16 protein-coding genes are annotated in these 21646 nt (G+C 40.2%); 8 read left to right on the top strand and 8 right to left on the bottom strand.

The window, feature by feature from the left end; genetic code table 11:
* Positions 1-80 precede the first annotated feature (80 nt).
* Positions 81-1301: an MFS transporter gene (locus tag RMB03_RS20170; RefSeq protein ID WP_311077367.1), complete on the top strand. Its 1221-nt coding sequence runs from the start codon at positions 81-83 to the stop codon at positions 1299-1301.
* A 67-nt stretch (positions 1302-1368) separates the two neighbouring features.
* Here the strand turns inward: RMB03_RS20170 and RMB03_RS20175 are convergent, their stop codons facing one another.
* A complete protein-coding gene (locus RMB03_RS20175) occupies positions 1369-2514 on the bottom strand; it encodes an aldose epimerase family protein (RefSeq protein ID WP_311077368.1) in 1146 nt (381 codons plus the stop codon).
* Positions 2515-2705: 191 nt separating this feature from the next.
* On the opposite strand from RMB03_RS20175, the gene RMB03_RS20180 reads away from it, so the two are divergent.
* On the top strand, positions 2706-3152 hold the full coding sequence (locus tag RMB03_RS20180; RefSeq protein WP_311077369.1) for a hypothetical protein: 447 nt from the start codon (positions 2706-2708) through the stop codon (positions 3150-3152).
* A gap of 12 nt (positions 3153-3164) precedes the next feature.
* Here RMB03_RS20180 and RMB03_RS20185 read toward each other — a convergent pair whose 3' ends face one another.
* A complete protein-coding gene (locus RMB03_RS20185) occupies positions 3165-4040 on the bottom strand; it encodes a LysR substrate-binding domain-containing protein (protein WP_080593047.1) in 876 nt (291 codons plus the stop codon).
* Positions 4041-4224: 184 nt separating this feature from the next.
* Between RMB03_RS20185 and RMB03_RS20190 the strand changes: the two genes are divergently transcribed.
* The 4 genes from RMB03_RS20190 (at position 4225) to RMB03_RS20205 (ending at position 8233) form a co-directional block, all read left to right on the top strand.
* Positions 4225-4974 (top strand): SDR family NAD(P)-dependent oxidoreductase, encoded by a 750-nt coding sequence (locus tag RMB03_RS20190; RefSeq protein WP_205469704.1) that lies wholly within the window; start codon positions 4225-4227, stop codon positions 4972-4974.
* A 77-nt stretch (positions 4975-5051) separates the two neighbouring features.
* Positions 5052-6353: an MFS transporter gene (locus tag RMB03_RS20195; RefSeq protein WP_035364395.1), complete on the top strand. Its 1302-nt coding sequence runs from the start codon at positions 5052-5054 to the stop codon at positions 6351-6353.
* A gap of 19 nt (positions 6354-6372) precedes the next feature.
* Entirely contained in the window at positions 6373-7218 is an 846-nt protein-coding gene (locus tag RMB03_RS20200; protein ID WP_080028189.1) for a transketolase, read from the top strand.
* 10 nt (positions 7219-7228) lie between these two features.
* Positions 7229-8233, top strand: coding sequence for a transketolase C-terminal domain-containing protein (locus tag RMB03_RS20205; protein WP_311077370.1), 1005 nt, complete (start codon positions 7229-7231; stop codon positions 8231-8233).
* Positions 8234-8345: 112 nt separating this feature from the next.
* Here the strand turns inward: RMB03_RS20205 and metH are convergent, their stop codons facing one another.
* Complete coding sequence (metH, locus tag RMB03_RS20210; RefSeq protein ID WP_311077371.1) at positions 8346-12032, bottom strand: methionine synthase; 3687 nt, start codon at positions 12030-12032, stop codon at positions 8346-8348.
* 464 nt (positions 12033-12496) lie between these two features.
* Here metH and RMB03_RS20215 point away from each other — a divergent pair, with 464 nt between their 5' ends.
* Complete coding sequence (locus tag RMB03_RS20215; RefSeq protein ID WP_132071890.1) at positions 12497-14128, top strand: inorganic phosphate transporter; 1632 nt, start codon at positions 12497-12499, stop codon at positions 14126-14128.
* A 164-nt stretch (positions 14129-14292) separates the two neighbouring features.
* The gene (locus RMB03_RS20220) at positions 14293-15627 is read left to right on the top strand and encodes a D-serine ammonia-lyase (RefSeq protein WP_311077372.1); all 1335 of its coding nucleotides are present in this window, start codon (positions 14293-14295) and stop codon (positions 15625-15627) included.
* 46 nt (positions 15628-15673) lie between these two features.
* Here the strand turns inward: RMB03_RS20220 and RMB03_RS20225 are convergent, their stop codons facing one another.
* The 5 genes from RMB03_RS20225 to RMB03_RS20245 all read right to left on the bottom strand — a co-directional run bounded on the left by RMB03_RS20225 (position 15674) and on the right by RMB03_RS20245 (position 21521).
* Entirely contained in the window at positions 15674-17221 is a 1548-nt protein-coding gene (locus RMB03_RS20225; protein WP_005042273.1) for a hypothetical protein, read from the bottom strand.
* Between the two features lie 565 nt (positions 17222-17786).
* Positions 17787-17951, bottom strand: a complete 165-nt coding sequence (locus RMB03_RS20230; RefSeq protein WP_004793999.1) for a hypothetical protein — start codon at positions 17949-17951, stop codon at positions 17787-17789.
* 107 nt (positions 17952-18058) lie between these two features.
* Entirely contained in the window at positions 18059-19063 is a 1005-nt protein-coding gene (locus RMB03_RS20235; protein WP_311077373.1) for an SUMF1/EgtB/PvdO family nonheme iron enzyme, read from the bottom strand.
* Positions 19060-20736, bottom strand: coding sequence for an arylsulfatase (locus RMB03_RS20240; RefSeq protein WP_311077374.1), 1677 nt, complete (start codon positions 20734-20736; stop codon positions 19060-19062). Before RMB03_RS20240 ends, RMB03_RS20235 begins: the two co-directional genes overlap by 4 nt.
* A gap of 167 nt (positions 20737-20903) precedes the next feature.
* Entirely contained in the window at positions 20904-21521 is a 618-nt protein-coding gene (locus RMB03_RS20245) for a rhomboid family intramembrane serine protease (protein ID WP_003653076.1), read from the bottom strand.
* Between the last annotated feature and the right edge of the window lie 125 nt (positions 21522-21646).

A 21646-nucleotide genomic window follows, 5' to 3' on the forward strand; every position in this document is an offset into this window, starting at 1 on the left:
TACGATGATTATTGGAAGATAACTTTATAAGCGACAATTTACAATAAGCACCTTACTTAAAATGTTGGAGTTTTTCAGGTATGACGTCTTCAATACAATTGAAAGACGGTATTGCCAATACCGTTGCAAATGATCAGCCTCAAGGAATGATTATTAAAATTGTAGGCGCCGTGGCGGTTGCACATTTACTGAATGATTTAATTCAAGCCGTGTTACCAGCTATCTATCCAATGCTCAAAGCAAACTTCTCGCTGAGTTTTGCTCAAGTTGGCCTGATTTCGTTTGTATACCAAATTACAGGTTCACTGCTACAGCCTTGGATTGGACTTTATACCGATAAACATCCAAAACCTTATCTTCTACCACTGGGAATGGTCGTCACATTTTCCGGCATTATCTTGTTGGCATTTTCACCAAGCTTTACTGTGTTGTTATGTGCATCTGCGCTGATTGGGGTAGGTTCTGCAACTTTTCACCCTGAAGCTTCGCGGGTGGCTCGAATGGCATCGGGTGGTCGTTTTGGTACGGCTCAGTCAACTTTTCAGGTGGGTGGAAACACAGGCACTGCCATTGGTCCATTGTTAGCAGCTTTGCTGATTGTACCGTTTGGACAGCATGCAGTTGCAGGTTTAGTTATATTTGCACTTTTAGCTATTTGGGTTTTATTTGGTGTAAGCCGTTGGACGATTGGTCATGCAAAAAATCAGGTAGCTACACGTGTAAACCAAGCACAGAGTAAATTACATGGTCGTAAGCTCATTATTGCCTTGAGCACCATTAGTGTGTTGATGTTCGCTAAATTTACCTACATTGCCAGTATTAGTAACTACTTCACTTTTTACTTAATTCAAAAGTTCCATATCAGTATCCAGACCGCTCAGTTGCATTTGTTTGCGTTTTTGGCAGCTGTTGCTTTAGGTACATTTGCAGGTGGCCCAATTGGTGACAAGATTGGTCGTAAAGCTGTTATCTGGGTTTCATTTGTGGGTATGGCTCCATTTGCATTAATGATGCCGTATGCAAACTTGTTTTGGACAACAGTCTTATCAATTATTACTGGTTTGGTGTTGTCGTCTGCTTTTGCTGCAATGGTGGTTTATGCACAAGAAGCTGTTCCGGGCCGTGTGGGGATGATTGCTGGTTTAATGTTTGGTCTTATGTTTGGGGTAAGTGGTATTGCCGCAGCTGGGTTAGGGCATTTAGCTGATATTAACGGCATTGAATGGGTATTTGGTTTATGTTCATTCTTGCCATTACTTGGATTTGCAACTGCATTTTTACCAAACACAAAAGTTAAATAAATGAAAAGACTCTCAGCCATATTCAGCTGAGAGTCTTTTTAATATGAACATAGCCTCATTGAAAAGATTATTTTTTAACACCAAACTTAAATACGGTGACACTGTTATACGTTTGATTTGGGTTCAAACGTGTAGAAGGGAAAGTTGGTTGATTCGGGCTATCTGGAAAATGTTGTGTTTCTAATGCTAACGCATCTGCTTGTCGATAAAGCACACCATTTGCACCCGCAATATTTCCTAATAAATGATTCGCCGTATACATTTGAACGCTTGGTTCAGTGGTTAGGACCTGCATAGTCCGTTTAGATTTTGGGTCAACAACACTAGCAGCAAGATTTAATTTCCCTTGAGACTTTTGGTTAATCACCCAAGTTTGGTCATAGCCATATCCATACGCCAATTGCTGATGATTCGCTCGAATATCTTTTACAATTGCTTTAGGAGTCCGAAAATCAAAAGGTGTACCTGCAACTGAAGCAATTTCACCTGTTGGTAAAGAGTTTTGATCGGTTACCAATATACGGTCTGCATTGAGCTGTACAACATGATCTAGTACGCCATACGGGTTGTTCCCAGCTCCTGACAAGTTGAAATAACTGTGATTGGTGAGATTGACGACGGTCGGTTGATCAGTTTTGGCCTTATATTCAATCTGGAATTCATTTTGATCTGAAAGACTGTAGATCACCTCCACATCTAACTTTCCGGGAAAACCTTGATCACCATTTGGACTGGTTAACTTAAGAGAAGCTTTAACGGTTTCACCTTTAGAAACGAGAGGCTTAACTTGCCAAACACGTTTATCAAAACCTGGATTACCGCTATGTAATGAATTCGATCCATTATTTTTTTCAAGATTATAAGTTTTCCCTTCCAAGCTAAATTTAGCATTGCCAATACGGTTCGCATAACGACCAATTAATCCGCCAAAATGAATGCCTTCCTTGGTATCAGTGATTTCATAGCCTTTTAGATCATCGAAGCCCAAAACAATATTATTTTGTTTACCTTGTGCATCGGGAGTCAAAATTTGTGTAATTACGCCACCAAAACTAATAAAAGATACAGAGACTCCTTTGTTATTGCTCATGGTGTATAGATCAACTTTTTGACCATCTTGAGTTGTTCCGTATGGTTTTACATTTAATGTGGCTGCATTCGCAATTTGTGCAAAGCTATAGATCGTAAAACTTAAAATTACTAATTTTTTCATGTTTATACTCTATTTTGTAATGGTAGGATATTGATGAATATAAGATTGATTTTTCATCTTTTTAATGAGTTTTTTATTATATGGTGTTAATGATTATTAACTCAGTTCATTTTAGGTATTGAACAAACTGACACCATTTAAGGTTATAAACAAATTAACTTTATTATCAAAATTCAACAGTAAGCTATTTTATGACTCCTTCTGACTCGGCTTTAAAATTTTCACTCGGTCTTAATGGCCTGTCATTTGACTTAGACAACCAACATATCCAACTTGAACAGGGCTTGAGTTTTATTAATTCAAAAAGCATTAGCCATGGTGTGATTGATGAGCTTGCTATCGAAAAGATGATTTATTTTATTGAAGAAATCATAGAGTCTCAGCCACTAAGAAACCTAAATATAGGTGGTGTAGCTGTTACGGCTGATACAGCCATGACACAACTCAGTGAGTTATTTTTTAGTGCTCAAAAGCAAATCAGTCGCATTGAGCTTGAGCATGGATTTAATGATTTTATTGAGCGTTTGAGCTACTACACAAGCCAAGTAGCCCCAGATCAGCTTTATATTTTTACCTACTTTGTATTTGTTCGAGAGGTGATGCATCACTTAAGAGTTGAGCAAATTCAGATTATTTAAGAAATTGCTTTCTCAATCTGCCAACTCATCATGAATCCAGTTTAAAAACAGCTCAATTTTAGGAATAAACTGATGGGTTCGCGGGTAAACCAAATGATGAGCAGAAATAGGAATCGATAGCTCATCTGCAAAAACTCTAACTAACTTTCCAGATTCCAAATAATTTTGAGTGAGTAAATTACTTTCTAAAACAAAACCTAGTCCATGCGTTGCCGCTTCAAGTGACATGTAAGAGCGGTCAAAACTCAAAGTATAGGGAAACTCAGGAATGCTTAAGCCCTGATGCGCAAACCACTGAGGCCAAGTGACTAAGGTTGAGCGCGATAAAATCAGTTCTTTTTTTAATAAATCTTGGGGCTTATGCACTGGGCTACGCTCAAGTAACTTAGGCGATGCAAGTACCTCTAGTTTTTCATTGCGAATTGTTCTGATTTCTACCCCTGTCCAGTTGGGTAGACCATGACGAATATCAATGTCGATCTTGTCACGAGTAAAGTGCAAGTTTTCATAAGAACACGACAGGTTGACCTGAATCATTGGGAACTTTTCTTTAAATGATTCGAGGCGTGGCAGTAGCCAAAGCAAACCAAAACTTGGGGATGAATGAATATATAAACTGTCTTTAGGGCTTTTATCGGCAGCTTTTTCAGTGGCTAACATCAGGTTATGCAAGATGGTCGTGACATCCTGAAAATAGCGTTCACCTGAAGGGGTCAGCGTCACACCACGGGCACCGCGAATAAATAAACTCTGCCCAATCATTTCTTCTAGTTTGGCAATTTGGTGACTGACTGCTGAAGGCGTGAGATTTAAATTCTCTGCTGCCTTTGCAACATTGCCAAAACGGGCAGTTTGTTCAAAAGCCTGTAATGTTTTAATTGAGGGCATCTGGTTGAAATTGTTTTCACTACTATCCATGAAATGATCCGTTTTTATCCCTAAAACTTATTTAAAAATAGCACAGGCATGAATTTTTTTCATGTCTTGTTGAATTCGAGATGATTGCTGGAACTTCTGAAAAAAGAGAATCTAAGTCTGAACTCAGGAAATAAAGCGTAAAAGAGGATTCAACATGTTACTACAAGGAAAAGTGGCATTAATTACCGGTGCAGCATCAGAACGTGGAATTGGGCGAGCAACCGCAGAAATCTTTGCACAACAAGGTGCCAAAGTCATTATTGTTGATTTAGATCTTGCTCAAAGCCAAAACGCTGCAAAGGCACTTGGTGAAGGACATTTAGGTCTTGCTGCAAACGTTGCAAATGAAGAGCAGGTCAAAGCAGCTGTTGAACAAGCTATACAACACTATGGAAAAATCGACATTTTAATTAATAATGCAGGCATTACCCAACCTGTAAAAACACTTGATATTCAACGCAATGATTATGACCGTGTTTTAGATGTCAGCCTGCGCGGAACACTCATTATGTCGCAAGCTGTTATTCCATCCATGAAAGCAAATGGTGGCGGAAGCATTGTGTGTCTATCTTCTGTTTCAGCACAACGCGGTGGTGGTATTTTTGGCGGGCCGCATTATAGCGCTGCAAAAGCAGGGGTTTTAGGTTTGGCAAAAGCGATGGCTCGTGAGTTTGGCGCTGACCAGATTCGTGTAAATTCTCTTACTCCGGGTCTAATCCAGACTGATATTACGGGTGGTTTAATGAATGATGACCGTCGTCATGACATTCTTGCAGGTATTCCACTTGGCCGTTTAGGTAAAGCACAAGATGTTGCAAATGCAGCATTATTTTTAGCAAGCGATCTGTCAGCTTACCTAACTGGTGTAACACTCGATGTAAATGGTGGCATGCTGATTCATTAAAGCTTGCCATTTAAAAACTAAAAATAGAATGATGGTCACAAGAGGATACTGTGGCCAAATGTAAAGGGATTCGCATGATGGATACAGTATTTTCATCTGAAGTAGATACGGCAGTTCGTAAATCGGCGTATCGAAAAATTGCATTTCGGCTTATGCCATTTTTAATGCTTTGTTATTTTTGTGCCTATTTAGATCGAGTAAATGTGGGTTTTGCCAAGCTCCAGATGATGAGCGATTTACAGTTTAGTGAAGCTGTATATGGGCTAGGCGCAGGGATTTTCTTTATTGGTTATTTCCTTTGTGAAGTGCCAAGTAACATCGTACTCCACAAAGTAGGCGCAAGACGTTGGATTGCCCGCATCATGATTACATGGGGCATTTTGTCAGGCTGTTTTGCCTTTGTTCAAACCGAATGGCAATTTTACACCTTACGTTTTTTACTGGGTGTTGCCGAAGCGGGTTTGGCCCCAGGCTTATTGCTTTACCTCACTTACTGGTTCCCATCTTATCGTCGTGCACGCATGACTGTACTTTGGTTTATCGCGATTCCAATCTCGGGAATGATTGGTGGGCCACTTTCGGGTCTAATCATGGATCGAATGAGCGGTGTGCATGGCTGGTTTGGCTGGCAGTGGATGTTTTTAATTGAAGCCATTCCTACAGTTGTTGTCGGTTTGCTCGTACTCGCTGTTTTAAAAGATTCCGTTCAAGACGCGAACTGGCTAACTCAAGACGAGAAAAACTTAGTTAAGCAAGAACTTGCTCAAGATAACCAACACAAAGAAGGCCACGGGAGCGTTAAAGAGTTTGTCGCCGATAAACGTTTATGGTTACTTGCAGGCATTTACTTCTGTGTGGTGATGGGCCAATACGCCATTACCTTTTGGCTACCCACTCTCATTCGTAATTCAGGCATCAGTGATAACTGGCATATTGGGCTACTTACGAGTCTTCCTTATATGTGCGCCATTGTGGTTATGCTTTTGGCAGGGCGTAGTGGTGACCATTTCCAAGAACGCCGTTGGCACTTAATTATCCCTATGTGTGCGGGTGCGATCGCACTTACACTTGCGACTTTGCTCGCTTCAAATCTGACACTTTCTTTAATTTTCCTCTGCATTGCAGCCTCAGGTGTGCTCACTGCATCTTCTTTATTCTGGATGTTACCAACCAACTTTTTGGGTGGTGTTTCGGCAGCGGCAGGTATTGCAGCAGTCAATAGCTTTGCCAACCTTGCTGGATTCTGCTCACCTTATTTAATTGGTTGGGTCACCACCAACACAGGTTCAAATGCAATCGGCATGTTCTTAATCACAGCAGTATTAATTTTCGGTGCCAGTTTGGTTCTGCGCGTTCCGGCAAAACTGGTCAATCGTTAATAAGGAATAGTAAATGACAATGTTAAATGTTGATAAATCAGGTCAAATTGCTGAGTTGCAACAACGTGCCTACCACATTCGCCAACATGCTTTACGTATGGGGCAAGTACAAGGTCAAGGCTATGTTGGACAAGCATTAGGTGCCGCAGATCTACTGGCAGTATCTTATTTCCATGCCATGAAATATCAGCCAGAAAACCCAGAGTGGGAAGGCCGTGACCGTTTTTATCTCTCTATTGGGCACTATGCAATTGCACTTTATGCAGCCTTAATTGAAGCAAACATTATTCCGCTTGAAGAACTTGAAACCTATGGGGCTGATGATAGTCGTTTACCGATGTCAGGCATGGCTTCATACACACCGGGCATGGAAATTACAGGTGGTTCATTAGGTCATGGTTTGGGAATTGCAGTCGGCGCATGTCTAGGACTGAAACAGAAAAAGTCGGATGCTTTTGTTTATAACTTACTGTCTGATGGCGAGTTAAATGAAGGCTCAACATGGGAAGCGGTGATGTCTGCTTCTCATTGGAAACTAGATAACCTGATTGCCATTATTGATGTAAATAACCAACAGGCAGATGGGCATTCAAGCGAAATTTTGGCTTTTGAACCCATTGTAGACCGTTGGCAGTCATTTGGTTGGTACACCCAACGCGTAGATGGCAACGATATGGAAGCTTTACTTGAGGCATTCGATCAAGCACGAAACCATGAGGGAGCATGTCCGCGAGTCATTATTTGTGACACCAAAATGGGCAAAGGCGTGTCTTTCTTGGAAAGCCGCGAAAAAACACACTTCATTCGTGTTGATGAACATGAATGGGATGACGCTTTAAACATTTTGACCCACTACGGACAGTAAGGAATACACCATGAGCCAGTTAGCCAATCCTCCTAAGAAAAAACTAACCACTTCGGCAATGATTGCTTCTATTGCTGCCGAGGGTCAACCGACCAAACCAGCGCCATTTGGTCACGCACTCAATGCCTTGGCAAAAGAGCGTGATGATATTGTGGGGTTGTCAGCCGATTTATCAAAATATACAGACCTGCATATCTTTGCTAAAGAAAATCCAGACAAGTTTTTCCAAATGGGCATGGCAGAACAACTTTTGATGAGCGCAGCAGCAGGACTTGCTCGTGAAGGATTCGTTCCTTTTGCCACGACCTATGCTGTGTTTGCATCACGCCGTGCCTATGACTTTATTTGTATGGCGATTGCAGAAGATAACCTCAATGTCAAAATCGTTGCTGCGCTTCCGGGTTTAACCACGGGTTATGGCCCAAGTCATCAGGCGACTGACGATATTGCAATTTTCCGTGCAATGCCGAACCTGATGGTCATTGATCCGTGTGATGCCTTGGAAATCGAACAGGCGATTCCACAAATTGCCGCACATAACGGTCCTGTATATATGCGTTTATTGCGTGGACAGGTTCCATTAGTGCTCGATAAATACAATTACCAGTTTAAATTGGGTAAGGCGCAGGTGATTAAACCGGGTAAAGACTTACTCATTATTTCGACTGGTCTATTGACTATGCGTGCGCTTGAGGCAGCCGAAGAGCTTGAAAACGAGGGCATTGAGGTTTCAGTGCTGCATGTGCCTACTATTAAGCCTTTAGATGAACAAACTATTTTGGATGAAGTTGCAAAAGGTGGCCGACCTGTTTTAACTGCCGAAAATCATTCAGTCATTGGTGGTTTAGGGGAAGCAGTCGGGTCCTTACTTTTAAGAAATGGTCAACATCCACGCTTCGATATGATTGGTTTACCAGATGCATTTTTAGATGCGGGGGCATTACCAACTTTGCATGATCGCTATGGTATTTCAACTGAAGCAGTTAAAGAGAAGATTAAGTCACATTTGAAGTAGAAATATTAAATTTCCAAATTGAAAAGGGCGTGATGGAATTTCCTTCACGCCCTATTTTTAATCAGAGTTATTTTATTTAAATAGAATAACCCTTTAGATTATTTATACGAACTTAAGCAATCGAATCATCTAAATTCGGTCCTAACCAACGTTTCGCCTCATCAAGTGTCCAACCTTTACGTTTTGCATAATCTTCAAGTTGGTCTTGAGAGATTTTGCCCACGTTAAAGTATTCACTTTGAGGGTGCGAATAATAGAAACCACTTACCGAAGATGGCGGCATCATTGCAAAGTGCTCAGTCAGTTTGGTGCCGATTTTGTCTGTAGAACCTAACCAGTCAAACAACACCGCTTTTTCAGAGTGCTCTGGACACGCTGGGTAACCCGGCGCAGGGCGAATACCGACATATTTCTCTTTAATGAGTTCTTCATTGGTCAGTGTTTCATCTGCTTTATAACCCCAGAACTCTTTACGAATGCGTTCATGTAAGTGTTCTGCAAAGGCTTCAGCAAAACGGTCAGCCAATGACTGAACTAAAATTGCAGAGTAGTCATCACCTTTGGCTTTGTATTCATTTGCCAATTCTTCTGCACCAAAAATTGATACAGTGAATCCACCTAAGTAGTCCTGTTGCTCACGGTCAGTACGAATGTAATCTGCTAAAGACAAGTTTGGTTTACCTGTGACTTTGTCAGATTGCTGACGTAAATGTTCAAATGTATGCGTAACATTTTGACCCGCTTCATCAAATACGCTGACGGTATCGGCGTCAGTGCGCTGCGCAGGGAACATACCAAATACAGCACGTGCATCAAAAAGGTTGTTGTCGATAATATCTTTCAACATTGCTTGAGCTTGGTTGTACAAATCTGTTGCAGCTTCACCAACCACTTCATCTTGTAAAATTTTCGGGAACTTACCTGCCAAGCTCCAAGAAATGAAGAATGGTGTCCAGTCAAAATATTCAACCAATGTTTCAAGCGGGTAGTTTGTTAAAACTTGAGTTCCCAAAAGATTTGGTTTTGCTGGAACGTAGCTTTCATCAATTTTAAAACCGTTTTTAACAGACTCTGCATAAGTCAGTTTTGCAGCTTTTGGTTGTTTGTTGGCTAAGCGCTCACGAATTTTGGCATATTCAGCACGGTGCTCTTCAATGAATTTTCCACGCATTTCTTTTGAAAGCAGGGTAGTTGCAACGCCCACAGCGCGTGAGGCATCGGCAACATAAATCACCGCATCGTTATGGTACTGAGGGTCAATTTTTACTGCTGTGTGTGCTTTCGATGTCGTCGCACCACCGATCAATAAAGGAATATTAAATCCTTTACGTTGCATTTCTTTCGCAACAAACACCATTTCATCTAAAGATGGAGTAATCAGACCTGACAAACCGATGATGTCACATTTTTCATCAATCGCAGTTTGCAAGATTTTCTCGCAAGGTACCATCACACCAAGGTCAACAATGTCGTAACCATTACAGCCGAGTACAACACCCACAATATTTTTACCAATATCGTGTACGTCGCCCTTAACAGTTGCCATCAGGACTTTACCTTTAGATTGGCTACCTGTTTTTTCAGCTTCAATGTACGGGTTGAGCCAAGCCACAGCTTGCTTCATGACACGTGCAGATTTCACAACCTGTGGTAAGAACATTTTGCCTGAACCGAACAAGTCACCAACCACGTTCATACCGTCCATCAAAGCGCCTTCAATCACATCTAATGGACGTTTAGCTTTTAGGCGAGCTTCTTCGGTATCTTCGTCAATGTATGTGGTAATACCTTTAACCAACGCATATTCAAGACGTTTTTCTACTGGCTCGTTACGCCATTCAAGGTTTTCTGCTTCGCGCTGAGCACCACTATGACCACGAAACTTTTCAGCTACTTCAAGTAGTTTTTCGGTCGCAAGCTGACCAGATTCACCTTGGTTTTGGTTTAAAACAACATCTTCAACTGCATCTTTGAGTTCTTTAGGAATATCATCATAAATTGCCATTTGGCCGGCATTTACAATCCCCATGGTCATGCCTTGTTTAATAGCATGGTACAAGAACACAGAGTGAATGGCTTCACGAACAGGCTCATTTCCACGGAACGAGAATGAAACGTTCGATACACCACCAGAAATCATGGCATGAGGTAAGTTCTGTTTAATCCAACCTGTGGCTTCAATAAAATCGACGCCATAGTTATTGTGTTCTTCAATCCCTGTTGCCACTGCAAACACGTTTGGGTCAAAAATAATATCTTCAGCAGGGAAGCCCACATCATTAACCAAAACATCATAAGAACGTTTACAGATTTCACGCTTGCGTGCAGCAGTATCTGCCTGACCTGTTTCATCAAAGGCCATCACAATAATCGCGGCACCATATTGACGACAGAGGCGAGCTTTTTCGACAAACTCGTCATAACCTTCTTTTAAGGAAATCGAGTTAACAACAGGTTTACCTTGTACACATTTTAAGCCTGCTTCAATGATTTCCCATTTTGATGAGTCAATCATGATAGGTACACGTGAAATATCTGGCTCAGATGCCACAAGGTTTAAGAAATGTACCATCGCATTTTGCGAATCGAGCATCCCTTCATCCATGTTGATGTCAATAATCTGGGCACCAGCTTCTACTTGCTGCTGTGCAACCTCTAAAGCTTCGGCAAAATTTTCTTCACGAATAAGACGTAAGAATTTTTTTGAACCGGTAACGTTGGTACGTTCGCCTACGTTAACGAACAATGAGTCATCATAAATATTAAATGGTTCTAAACCACTCAAACGACAAGCAGGTTTAGTTTCAGGAATTTGACGGGGTGCAATGTCTTTTACAGCATTGGCAATAGCACGAATATGGTCTGGTGTTGTACCACAGCAACCCCCGGTAATATTGATCAAACCACTTTCTGCAAATTCTTTTAAGAAGGCAGCAGTTTGTTCTGGTGTTTCATCATATTCACCAAAAGCGTTTGGTAAGCCAGCATTTGGATGGGCAGAAATGAATGTATCAGCAACATCAGACACGGTTTTAACGTGAGGACGCATAGCATCTGCACCAAGGGCGCAGTTAAAACCAATTGAAAGCAAATCACCATGGCGTACAGAGTTCCAGAACGCTTCGGCAGTCTGACCTGTTAAGGTACGACCCGATGCATCGGTAATGGTCCCTGAAATCATGAGTGGTAATTCATGACCAATTTGCTTAAAGACTTCTTTCACCGCAAAAATTGCAGCTTTACAGTTTAATGTATCAAAAACGGTTTCAATCAGAATGATATCTGCACCACCTTCAATCAGCGCATGAGTGGCCTCAATATAGTTTTCTTTTAGCGCATCAAAGGTAATGTTACGAAAGGCAGGATCATTTACATTTGGTGAAATTGAACAGGTACGCGATGTTGGGCCGAGTACACCCGCTACAAAACGCGGTTTATCTGGAGTCGAATACTTTTCACAAGCTGCTTTGGCTAAACGCGCTGCTTCACGGTTAATTTCGGGAACAAGGTCTTCCATGTGGTAATCAGACATTGAAACACGTGTGCCGTTAAAGCTGTTGGTTTCAATAATGTCTGCGCCTGCATCAAGATAAGCTTCATGAATGCCTTGAATGATTTCTGGTTGTGTCAAAACTAAAAGGTCATTATTACCTTTTAAGTCATGTGCCCAATCGGCAAAACGCTCACCACGGTAGTCGGCTTCTTCCAATTTATGGCGCTGGATCATCGTTCCCATTGCACCATCAATAATCAGAATGCGTTTAGCAAGAAGCGCTTTTAGGGTGGCAAGCGTAGACATAGAAAACCCCGATCTTTTATATGAATTTAAAAATGCGGCGCTATTGTAACAGAATAGCAGCACAATTGATGATCTATGACGACCCACCATTCACCGTAAATTAGTCGTAAAAAAAAGTGTTTTCGAACAAAAAGTGGGTATTTTTTCATCAAATATTCATAAAATGATCATGATACTGAAATATTTCATCTCCAATATTCTGTTTTATGACAATTAGGCTGTTTAAAAAAGCGTCATACAGGTAATTTTTTAGCTATTTTTGCTTTAAAAATAGTCATAAATAAGGAAGATATAAATTGATTTAAATTATTGTATTTTAATAAAAAAATAAAATGGATCGAGGAAAGGTGCATCAAATGAGGTCAAAATATGAAAAATTGACTTCATCAGGCGCCGCTTTGTCATATAATTGTCATAATTTAACTTAAGAATACAGAGGATTTTTCTATCCTCTTACCGTCTGCATGAATTCTAATCTACCCCCTGTTTCGGATTCAAAACTTGCGGCAAACCTGCAAGTCAAATCGACGAATGTACATGTCCCGACACCTAAGTTCTTTATGCCGGTGTTTCTGACAATTATTGTTGCAACACTTATTTATATTGGATTTCAGGTGAGTGCTGATTTAGCGCATGTACCGCCTTTGAGTCTTTATTCGGTTATTCTCTTATCTACCGCACTCTTGATTGCTTTAGGCTTTGAGTTTGTAAATGGCTTCCATGATACTGCAAATGCAGTAGCGACAGTGATTTACACCAATGCTTTACCTGCACCAGTTGCAGTCATGTGGGCAGGTTTTTGTAATTTTCTTGGGGTAATGGTTGCAAGCGGCGCAGTCGCTTACGGCATTATTGCATTGTTGCCTGTTGAATTGATTATGAACATGGGTAGCGGTGCAGGTTTCGCAATGGTTTTTGCGCTTCTTATTGCTGCGATTCTCTGGAACTTAGGTACTTGGTTCTTGGGTATTCCTGCTTCTAGCTCTCATACTTTGATTGGTTCAATCTTGGGTGTGGGCATTATGAACCATCTGTTGAGTGCATCGACTGGCGTAACTACCAGTGGTGTTGATATGGATCAGGTGATTAAAGTCGGTAAGGCCTTATTATTTTCACCTTTAATTGGTTTTGCTTTTGCAGCGATTGTATTCTTGTTGGTTAAAACTATTTTTAAACGCCAATTAGAATTATTCCAACCACCAGAAGGTAATAAACCACCACCAGCAATCATTCGTGCAATTTTAATCTTTACCTGTACAGGTGTAAGTTTTGCACATGGTTCTAATGATGGTCAAAAAGGTATGGGTTTAATCATGCTGATTTTGGTTGGTCTGGTGCCTTTGGCTTATTCATTGAATAAAAACCTTGATACACAACAAGTTCAATCATTCCATCAGCTTTCTTCTCAAACTGCCGTACTTTTGAATCAAAATCAGCCAGAATTAACCGATGAAAAAGCACGTGTTATTTTGACTAAATATATTCAGACTAAACAGCAAACTCCGGAAGTAGTGCCTGCATTGGCAAGCATGACTGATCATTTGGGTGCGCGAGTTTCTAGCTATAGCAACTTAAAAGACATTCCAGAAGCTGCAATCAGTGAAATTCGTAATGACATGTATTTAAGTACAACGACGTTTAAGCGTTTGGATAAAGCAGATGCTTTACCAAAAATGGATCAGTCACAAGAAAAACTCGTGAAAGAATACCGTAGTAGCTTAGATTCATTCTTACAATACATTCCAACTTGGGTGAAAGTAGCAGTTGCTTTGGCACTTGGCTTAGGCACCATGGTCGGCTGGAAACGTATTGTAGTGACTGTAGGTGAACGTATTGGTAAACATCACATGACTTATGGTCAGGGCATGTCTGCTGAGCTTGTCGCAATGAGTACAATTGCAGCTGCCGATGGTTTAGGTATGCCTGTTTCAACAACACACGTTTTAAACAGTGCTGTTGCAGGTACCATGGTAGCGAATAGATCAGGCTTAAACTTCAATACAGTTAAAACGATTTTATCTGCATGGGTATTTACCCTCCCTGCAACAATCTGTTTGTCAGGCGGTTTGTACTGGTTATTTTTACAGTTTGTATAAAAGTATTTAAAAAATTAAAGCCACTGTTCACAGTGGCTTTTTTATTTGTTTCTTTTTAACGTTCAGTCTATTTTCATGTACATTCAATTATAAATTAACGAGTTCTTATAAAGCCTCAAGTAACTTCAGAGGCTAGGCTTAAAACTTTTATATCGGGATAGATTATGGATGCGGTTCAAATAGATCAGCTAAAACAACAATTTCCACTTATTGAGACACTGCAAGCCTATCAAGAAACATTTTGGTTTACACCTCATTACTATCCTTTAAAAGAAGCTTTAGAAAAAGTTGGATTAACAGCCGAAGACGTAAGTGAAGCAGAAGCCCGATTAGAGCGTTTCGCACCTTATTTGGCAAAAGCGTTTCCTGAAACTCAAGCGCAACATGGAAAAATTGAATCAGAGATCGTTGAAATTGCCTATATGCAACAAGCACTTTCTTCAACAGAACAAGTGCAGCTGAGGGGAGCATTCTGGCTGAAAAAAAATAGCCATTTACCTATTTCTGGTTCAATTAAAGCGCGTGGTGGTATTTATGAAGTCTTGGCTCACGCCGAAAAGTTGGCAATTGAGGCTGGACTTCTCAAATTAGAAGACGATTACAGTAAGTTAGATCAAGATTCATTTCGAACGTTTTTTTCTAAGTATCAAATTGCAGTAGGCTCAACAGGAAATTTAGGGCTTTCGATTGGCATCATGAGCGCCAAACTGGGTTTTAGAGTCACTGTTCATATGTCTGCCGATGCGAGACAGTGGAAAAAAGACAAACTGCGTTCATTGGGCGTTAATGTTGTGGAATATGCCAGTGACTATGGAGTAGCTGTTGAAGAGGGAAGAAAAGCAGCAGAACAAGATCCGTATTGTTTTTTTATTGATGATGAAAACTCAACAACATTGTTTTTAGGTTATGCAGTTGCAGGAATACGCTTAAAACAGCAATTTGAGCAAAAACAAATTAAAGTCGATGCTGAACACCCATTATTTGTTTATTTGCCGTGTGGCGTTGGCGGTGGCCCTGGTGGGGTAAGTTTTGGCTTGAAACTGGCTTTTGGTGAGCATGTACATTGTATCTTTGCAGAACCCACCCATTCGCCATGTATGTTACTGGGTGTCCACACAGGTTTGCATGATCAGCTTTCAGTGAATGATATTGGCCTCGATAATGTAACTACCGCAGATGGGCTCGCAGTAGGCCGTGCTTCAGGTTTTGTGGGACGTGCTATGCAGCAGTTAATTGATGGCTATTACACTATTGATGATGAGCGTTTGTATGAGCTCATTGCGCTTTTAAATCAAACCGAAAATATTCAGCTTGAGCCTTCTGCGGTGGCAGGCCTGATGGGGCCATATTATGTCCAGACGAGTCCTGATTATTTGGCTTTACATCAATTATCAGCTGAGCAATTACAGCAGGCAACCCATGTGATATGGGCGACAGGAGGCGGTATGGTGCCGCCTGATGAAATGCAAAAATATCTATCACACTTTCAAAGTAAATAGATAAATACAGAAAAAAGCTCAATTCTAGAATTGGGCTTCAATCAAATTATTTTTTAGATGATTTTCCAAAAGGTAGTTTTTCGGTTGCAAAGCCATAGATTGCAGCAAAAGGCAGGGCAGTTCGTGCTAAATAAGCAACACGCCACAATCCGCCGTGGTTGGCACCTTCCATCATAAGCTCAAGCGGATGGTCCAGCTCAGTTTCAGGATTTGCTACAGAAGACTCATTTCTTAAGTCATGAATCCAGATTGCAGCCATAATTGCATTGGTAGTTTCAGGGCTAAATGCTTCTACATCAAAAAGCTCTGCACCATTAAAAGCTGCTTTCAACAATGGATTTTTAGTCACAGAATGAGTCGTTGTTGATGGTGCAATATTAATGCTGACGTGTTGTCCTTGATGGCGGGCCAAAATAGCGCGCCATTGTTGAATGCGTTTTGCCAAGGCGTAATTTGGCCCTTGCTCAACAACTAGACAGTCGGCAATGCCATAAGTTTTTCCATTTTCACAAGCAATTAAGTCTTGATATGGCGCTTGAAAAAAACGATTGAGCGAAAGAGCGGAAACACCTTTCACTGCCATTTTTTGTATTTTTGTGCGTGATTTAAACTTTTGTTGAGCAGCTTTAGCGACTTCTTTAGGAACTGCATAAACATCGGTTGGCGTACACATAAACATAAGGCTCGTATCAGACTTATGCTCGCTCACAAATTGCATGATGCTGTCCATTGCCATGGAAACACGAACATGCTTTTCGCCATCTAAATAAGCTATTGCAGCCAAATCTAACTTTTGTGGAAACTGAACTAACCACTGTGCAATTTCTGGTAATTGAGTCAATAAATTTGCACCCAATTTATCCTTTAATTCAGAAACTTTTGCTGAAGAATCAATTTGTTCAACACTAGGCGCAATGAGGGTTGCGTTTCCTTGTTGAATCGTATTTAAAATTTTGCCCCAGACACGTGGATTTGGTAAGTCGACAGCAACAATATTCGCTTTCCATTTGGCTAACCAAGGTAGAGGTCCTGCTTCTGAAGCTGCACCAAACAGCACCATGGTACGGTCAGATAAATCAAACCATTCTGGGTGAGCAATAGCTTCACGTAAAGCTTTTGCATGACTTGGTTCAATAATACCAGCCTCTTCCCAACGTTGAATCTGGTCCAGTAAGCTTTGCCCGCTTAGTTTTTGTCCTTTGTAAGGAACATACCATTCAGGTGCTGCATCACTTTCACCTTTAAGTTTTACTGTATGAAGTGGCGTAGATGAAGCAATATTAACTGCATCTTTTAAAAGGTAGTGTTTACTATCACGATAATAGTCAAAAATATGGTGAGCTTTATGCAAACCTTGCTTCGCAATAGTAATGGGGTGGTTACTATTAGAAATTCCTTGTTTAACAAGTGCTTTAAAATATATTGGGTAATTTTTTCGCCAGTTTTTTTCATTCAACACTTGTTGTGCGGTTTTATTATCTACAACAGATAAAGCCTCTGACAAAATTTCTTGGCCAGTAAGAGATGTGCTTTGTTTTTTTGTTGAGGCGTGTACTGGAAATTGTAGACCTTCGACTTGACTTGTGCTGGACATAAAATATCTCGTTATACGACTGGGTTAATATACAGATGTATACATTATCTATGCCAATGAAAGGAAACGAGTGGCAATAACTGACAAAATAATATTGATTATTTATGTGATGAAACATGGAAGAGGGAATTATTATGATAAATTCATCTCATTTTGGCCTTAATTTTTTTCACAATTTTAGAACATTTTTATAGACTTACGTTACATAAATGATTATTTTGTATTAAGCAAATACATCAGTTTTAGCCTGAAGGTAAAATGTTCAAAATGTATCAATAATACAGATACAGAAATGATTAAAAACTAGACTTTTTTATTAAAAGATAAGAAAAGTCAGACTGAATAAGAAAGAATTGGGGTGAAACTAGATAGAAGACAACATAAGATTGTCTTTTAAAAATCTTGGGGATATGGTGATTTTTTTACACCATAATTTTCTAGTTTCACCCCATCTATTTTTGGGTTGGAACCCTCCATTTTTGTACTCACTTTATCACTTGATTGAACCTTATTTGTTTAAAGTAACTTCAAAATTACTTTAAAATTACTTTAAAAGAAGCTGTCTCTAACAACGTCCTTTTTTGGCTTGTCCTGGTGGGCAAAAGTCTCCTGGATGGTTGTGATAAGGTGAATCTGGATCAATCACAATACTACCTTCAGGTGTATGAACTGCACAGGCTGATAATGACATTGTGAAAATTGCTGCTGCACAGAGAAGTAATGTTTTCATCTTGTTCTCACTTTTTTATCATTCTCCATTTTACTATAGAAATATTTTGGTTATTTTTCGATCTACTTTTGGTTAAGAATATATTTAATAATTCTGACTTGAAGAAACTAATCAGACCGTAAAATCGTTCGGAAGCCCACATGGGTTGCTGCTAAATCAAAGTCTTGTGGATAGCGGCTACTGCTACGATAACGTGAACAATAATTTTGTGCGCAAAGAAAAGATCCGCCTTTAATTACATATTGTGTACTGGTGATTTGTTGTTGTCTTAAATCAGAATAATTTCCCATATGCTGGTCATGAGCACCTTGATATGGAGATGATGTCCATTCCCATACATTTCCGATCATATCAAATAGTTTGAAATGATTTGCTGCAAAACATCCAACGGGCGCAACATCTTTAAAGTGATCTTGATTTAGGTTTTGAAAAGGGAATTCACCTTGCCAGTAATTTGCTTGTGGATGTTGGTGTTCATCGGTAGGGGCCTGATGTAATGGTGTATCAGTTTTTGAATTTGCTTTAGCTGCATATTCCCACTCTAATTCTGTTGGTAAATCACGTCCTAGCCAGACCGCATAATGTTCAGCATCGTTTTTACTCACATATCGCACAGGTTCGTTAGGATGGGGAGTAGCACCTTTACTACCATTTGGAGTTTTCCATATATAGCCCGATTTTAGTTGCCACCATTGCTGTGGGTGTTGAGGGGCTGGTGAAAAAACAGCAGCCTGATTTTGTTTTTCGGCATCGGTGATATAACCCGTTGCTTTTACGAAACTAGCAAACTGAGCAACGCTGACTTCTGTCTGATCAATCCAGAATCCTTTAACTTCCCTTTGCTTTTTTCCAAAATTAAGTTCATCAGGATAGGCTTTTTCAGAACCAAAATTAAAATGCCCATTAGGAATTAAAACCATTCCAGCTGTGGGTTGTTTTAGCCAACCTTGAGGTAGTCCAGTGTAGTTTTTACATTTCTCAATAGAACCCAAGTCAGCTAACGAGGTTTGCTGCTGAGACGATGGTGCGGGTTCAGAAACTTGTGAAGATTGACTACAGCCTGCCATAAAAGACAGGCTGATGGTCGTAACTAAAAATGGTTTCAATCTCATTTGGCGTTATATTCCTGCACACCATTTTTTTCAGTATATTTTTGATAGACCGATAAGAGTTCTTGCACTTTAGCAGGGTAAAGCTGAGCAACGTTCTGTCTTTCCCCTCGATCTGCTTTAATGTTGTATAGCTCCCAAGTTCCTGTACCTAATTCAGATCGCCCTTGAAGTGCAATTTTCCACTCGCCTTGTTTTGCATATTTACTGCCATGTAACTCATCAGCAAAACTAAAATTTTCGGGGCGAATCGTAGTTGTTTTATTTTCAAGTAAAGGTTTCCATGAAATCCCTGATGGCGTGTTAATGGTACGACCATTGTATTGGCCTTGAGGTACTGGAATATGAGCATATTCTAGTAAAGTTGGGAAAACATCGAGTACGGATGCAAAGCTATCATTCGTTTCTTCTGCTTTTTTCTGATTTGGTAATTTCACGATTGCTGGGGCAGTAGTTGCACCTTCACCAGCGGTATCTTTCCATAAATGAAATGGCGCCGCGCTGACCTCAGCCCAACGTGGTCCAATATAGTGATACGAAGTCGGTGTGCCCACATTTGCTACAGAGTTATCAAAGCCAGATTCACTGCCGTATCCTCCACGTACAAAACCTTCTGCACCATTGTCGGAAACAAAGAAAATTAAGGTATTGTCATAAAGATTATTTTGTTTGAGGTATTGAATAATTCGGCCCACATTGGCATCGAGGTTTTCTACCATGCCTGCATAGATTTCCATTTTACGGGCTTCTAGTGCTTTTTGTTCAGCAGTTAATTCATTCCATTTTCCATATTTTTGTGGAGCATTTTGAGTTGCAATCGGTTCGGCTGCTTCAAATTTTGCCGGAATAATGCCAAGCTGTTTTTGGCGTGCGATACGCGCATTACGAATTGCATCGTAACCAACATCGTAAACTCCGCGATATTTTTCACGGTATTCCGCAGGTGCCTGAATTGGCCAATGAGGTGCTGTATAGGCAGCATAAGCAAAGAACGGTTTGCCGCTATTTTTACCTGAGTCTAAATAGCTCAGTAATTTATCGGTAAAATAATTTGTCGAGAAAAAGTCATCAGGCAATGCTGAAACAGGAATAATTTGCCCATCTTCCGTATAGGTCGAATTTCGCTTAAATGCACTTGGCGCTTGCTTAAAGTGATGATCGAGACCTTGTAATAAGGTAAATGAATGGTCAAAACCTTTTGCATGGGCATTCGTTTCAGGGGTTAGCCCTAAATGCCATTTACCGCTGATATAAGTACGATAGCCATTATCTTTCAGCACTTGTGCAATGGATAGCGAACGCTCATTCAAATAGCCCTCGTAGCCAGGCTGGCCCTTTAAATGTTCTGGCGTGAGTTCAGCCATTGCACCAATACCAGCTAAATGGTGATCAGTACCTGAAATCAGTTGAGAGCGTGTTGGGGAACAGGTCGGGGCGGTGTGATAGTCAGTTAAAAGGCGACCTTCCTGAGCTAGGCTATCAATATTGGGTGTACGAATTTCACCACCGAAGGCCCCTAGATCTGAATAGCCTAAGTCATCCGCCATAATAAATAAGATATTCGGCTGCTTAGGTGTGGTTGCTACATTTTCTTGATTATCGTTGTCATTACATCCAGCCAAAGATAAGCTAAATAAAGCAATGGAAAGGCTAGATAAAATTGCTTTGTACTTCATTGTATCATCTGAATTATTAAAAGATTTGGCATGAGTTTAATCAGATGGTTTTTGCAATCAAAACAAGGAAAAGATCAAAGAAAATCAGAAAAAAGACTGAGAATTTATGTTGATAAATAAATGAGAAAAAAAGAAAAGCCCATTACGGGCTTTTTTGAGTGCCTGACTTAGAACGGAATACGAGTCAGTTGATCTAAGAAATGTGGAATCACTTTAGGTTCGATCAAAATGGTTACAAGGACCCCGTAAGCTGCACCCCACAAATGCGCACTATGGTTGATATGGCTATTACCACGTTTACCAGCCCAAATGCTGTACGCTACATATAAAACAGCAAAAATAATGGCTGGTACCGGAATGAAGAATACAAAAATCAGCTTCCATGGTTGAAATAGAATATAAGCAAATAAAACAGCTGAAACCGCACCAGAGGCGCCGAGGCTAGCCCAGTTTGTATCATTTCTATGTTGTAAATAGCTCGGTAAAATCGCAAAGATTAAACCGCCTAAATAGAACAGAACAAAACCCATGTCATAAAAATATTGGCGATAAAAACTTTCAATAATGCTGCCAAAGAAGAACAGGGTAATCATGTTGAAAAGTAGATGTGTACCATCTGCATGGATAAAGCCATGAGTAATGAAACGATCAAATTGCCCACGTTGCATTGCAGGTGGCCAAAAAATCAAACGATTCATCACGTTTTGATTGCTAAACGCAAGTAAAGAAACAATGACCGTAATAATAATAAGGGTAATGGTATGGTTAAACGGCAGATGCAACATAAGAAATATTTAAAAAATGATCAATATTGAGCCCAATAATGCCATTAAAAACTTCAGTTGAAACCCTGTTGTGTATAAATCCGACAAATTTAGTTGATTTTTTTTAAATCTACCTCATCTTCGGT

This window comes from Acinetobacter sp. V91_7 (genome assembly GCF_031799075.1).
Lineage (GTDB): Bacteria > Pseudomonadota > Gammaproteobacteria > Pseudomonadales > Moraxellaceae > Acinetobacter > Acinetobacter calcoaceticus.

What these genes read in the sequence shown, in the direction of transcription:
- RMB03_RS20170 (WP_311077367.1), top strand. Translation starts at nt 81, where the DNA reads ATGACGTCTTCAATACAATTGAAAGACGGTATTGCCAATACCGTTGCA.
- RMB03_RS20175 (WP_311077368.1), bottom strand. Translation starts at nt 2,514, where the DNA reads ATGAAAAAATTAGTAATTTTAAGTTTTACGATCTATAGCTTTGCACAA.
- RMB03_RS20180 (WP_311077369.1), top strand. Translation starts at nt 2,706, where the DNA reads ATGACTCCTTCTGACTCGGCTTTAAAATTTTCACTCGGTCTTAATGGC.
- RMB03_RS20185 (WP_080593047.1), bottom strand. Translation starts at nt 4,040, where the DNA reads ATGCCCTCAATTAAAACATTACAGGCTTTTGAACAAACTGCCCGTTTT.
- RMB03_RS20190 (WP_205469704.1), top strand. Translation starts at nt 4,225, where the DNA reads ATGTTACTACAAGGAAAAGTGGCATTAATTACCGGTGCAGCATCAGAA.
- RMB03_RS20195 (WP_035364395.1), top strand. Translation starts at nt 5,052, where the DNA reads ATGGATACAGTATTTTCATCTGAAGTAGATACGGCAGTTCGTAAATCG.
- RMB03_RS20200 (WP_080028189.1), top strand. Translation starts at nt 6,373, where the DNA reads ATGTTAAATGTTGATAAATCAGGTCAAATTGCTGAGTTGCAACAACGT.
- RMB03_RS20205 (WP_311077370.1), top strand. Translation starts at nt 7,229, where the DNA reads ATGAGCCAGTTAGCCAATCCTCCTAAGAAAAAACTAACCACTTCGGCA.
- metH (WP_311077371.1), bottom strand. Translation starts at nt 12,032, where the DNA reads ATGTCTACGCTTGCCACCCTAAAAGCGCTTCTTGCTAAACGCATTCTG.
- RMB03_RS20215 (WP_132071890.1), top strand. Translation starts at nt 12,497, where the DNA reads ATGAATTCTAATCTACCCCCTGTTTCGGATTCAAAACTTGCGGCAAAC.
- RMB03_RS20220 (WP_311077372.1), top strand. Translation starts at nt 14,293, where the DNA reads ATGGATGCGGTTCAAATAGATCAGCTAAAACAACAATTTCCACTTATT.
- RMB03_RS20225 (WP_005042273.1), bottom strand. Translation starts at nt 17,221, where the DNA reads ATGTCCAGCACAAGTCAAGTCGAAGGTCTACAATTTCCAGTACACGCC.
- RMB03_RS20230 (WP_004793999.1), bottom strand. Translation starts at nt 17,951, where the DNA reads ATGAAAACATTACTTCTCTGTGCAGCAGCAATTTTCACAATGTCATTA.
- RMB03_RS20235 (WP_311077373.1), bottom strand. Translation starts at nt 19,063, where the DNA reads ATGAGATTGAAACCATTTTTAGTTACGACCATCAGCCTGTCTTTTATG.
- RMB03_RS20240 (WP_311077374.1), bottom strand. Translation starts at nt 20,736, where the DNA reads ATGAAGTACAAAGCAATTTTATCTAGCCTTTCCATTGCTTTATTTAGC.
- RMB03_RS20245 (WP_003653076.1), bottom strand. Translation starts at nt 21,521, where the DNA reads ATGTTGCATCTGCCGTTTAACCATACCATTACCCTTATTATTATTACG.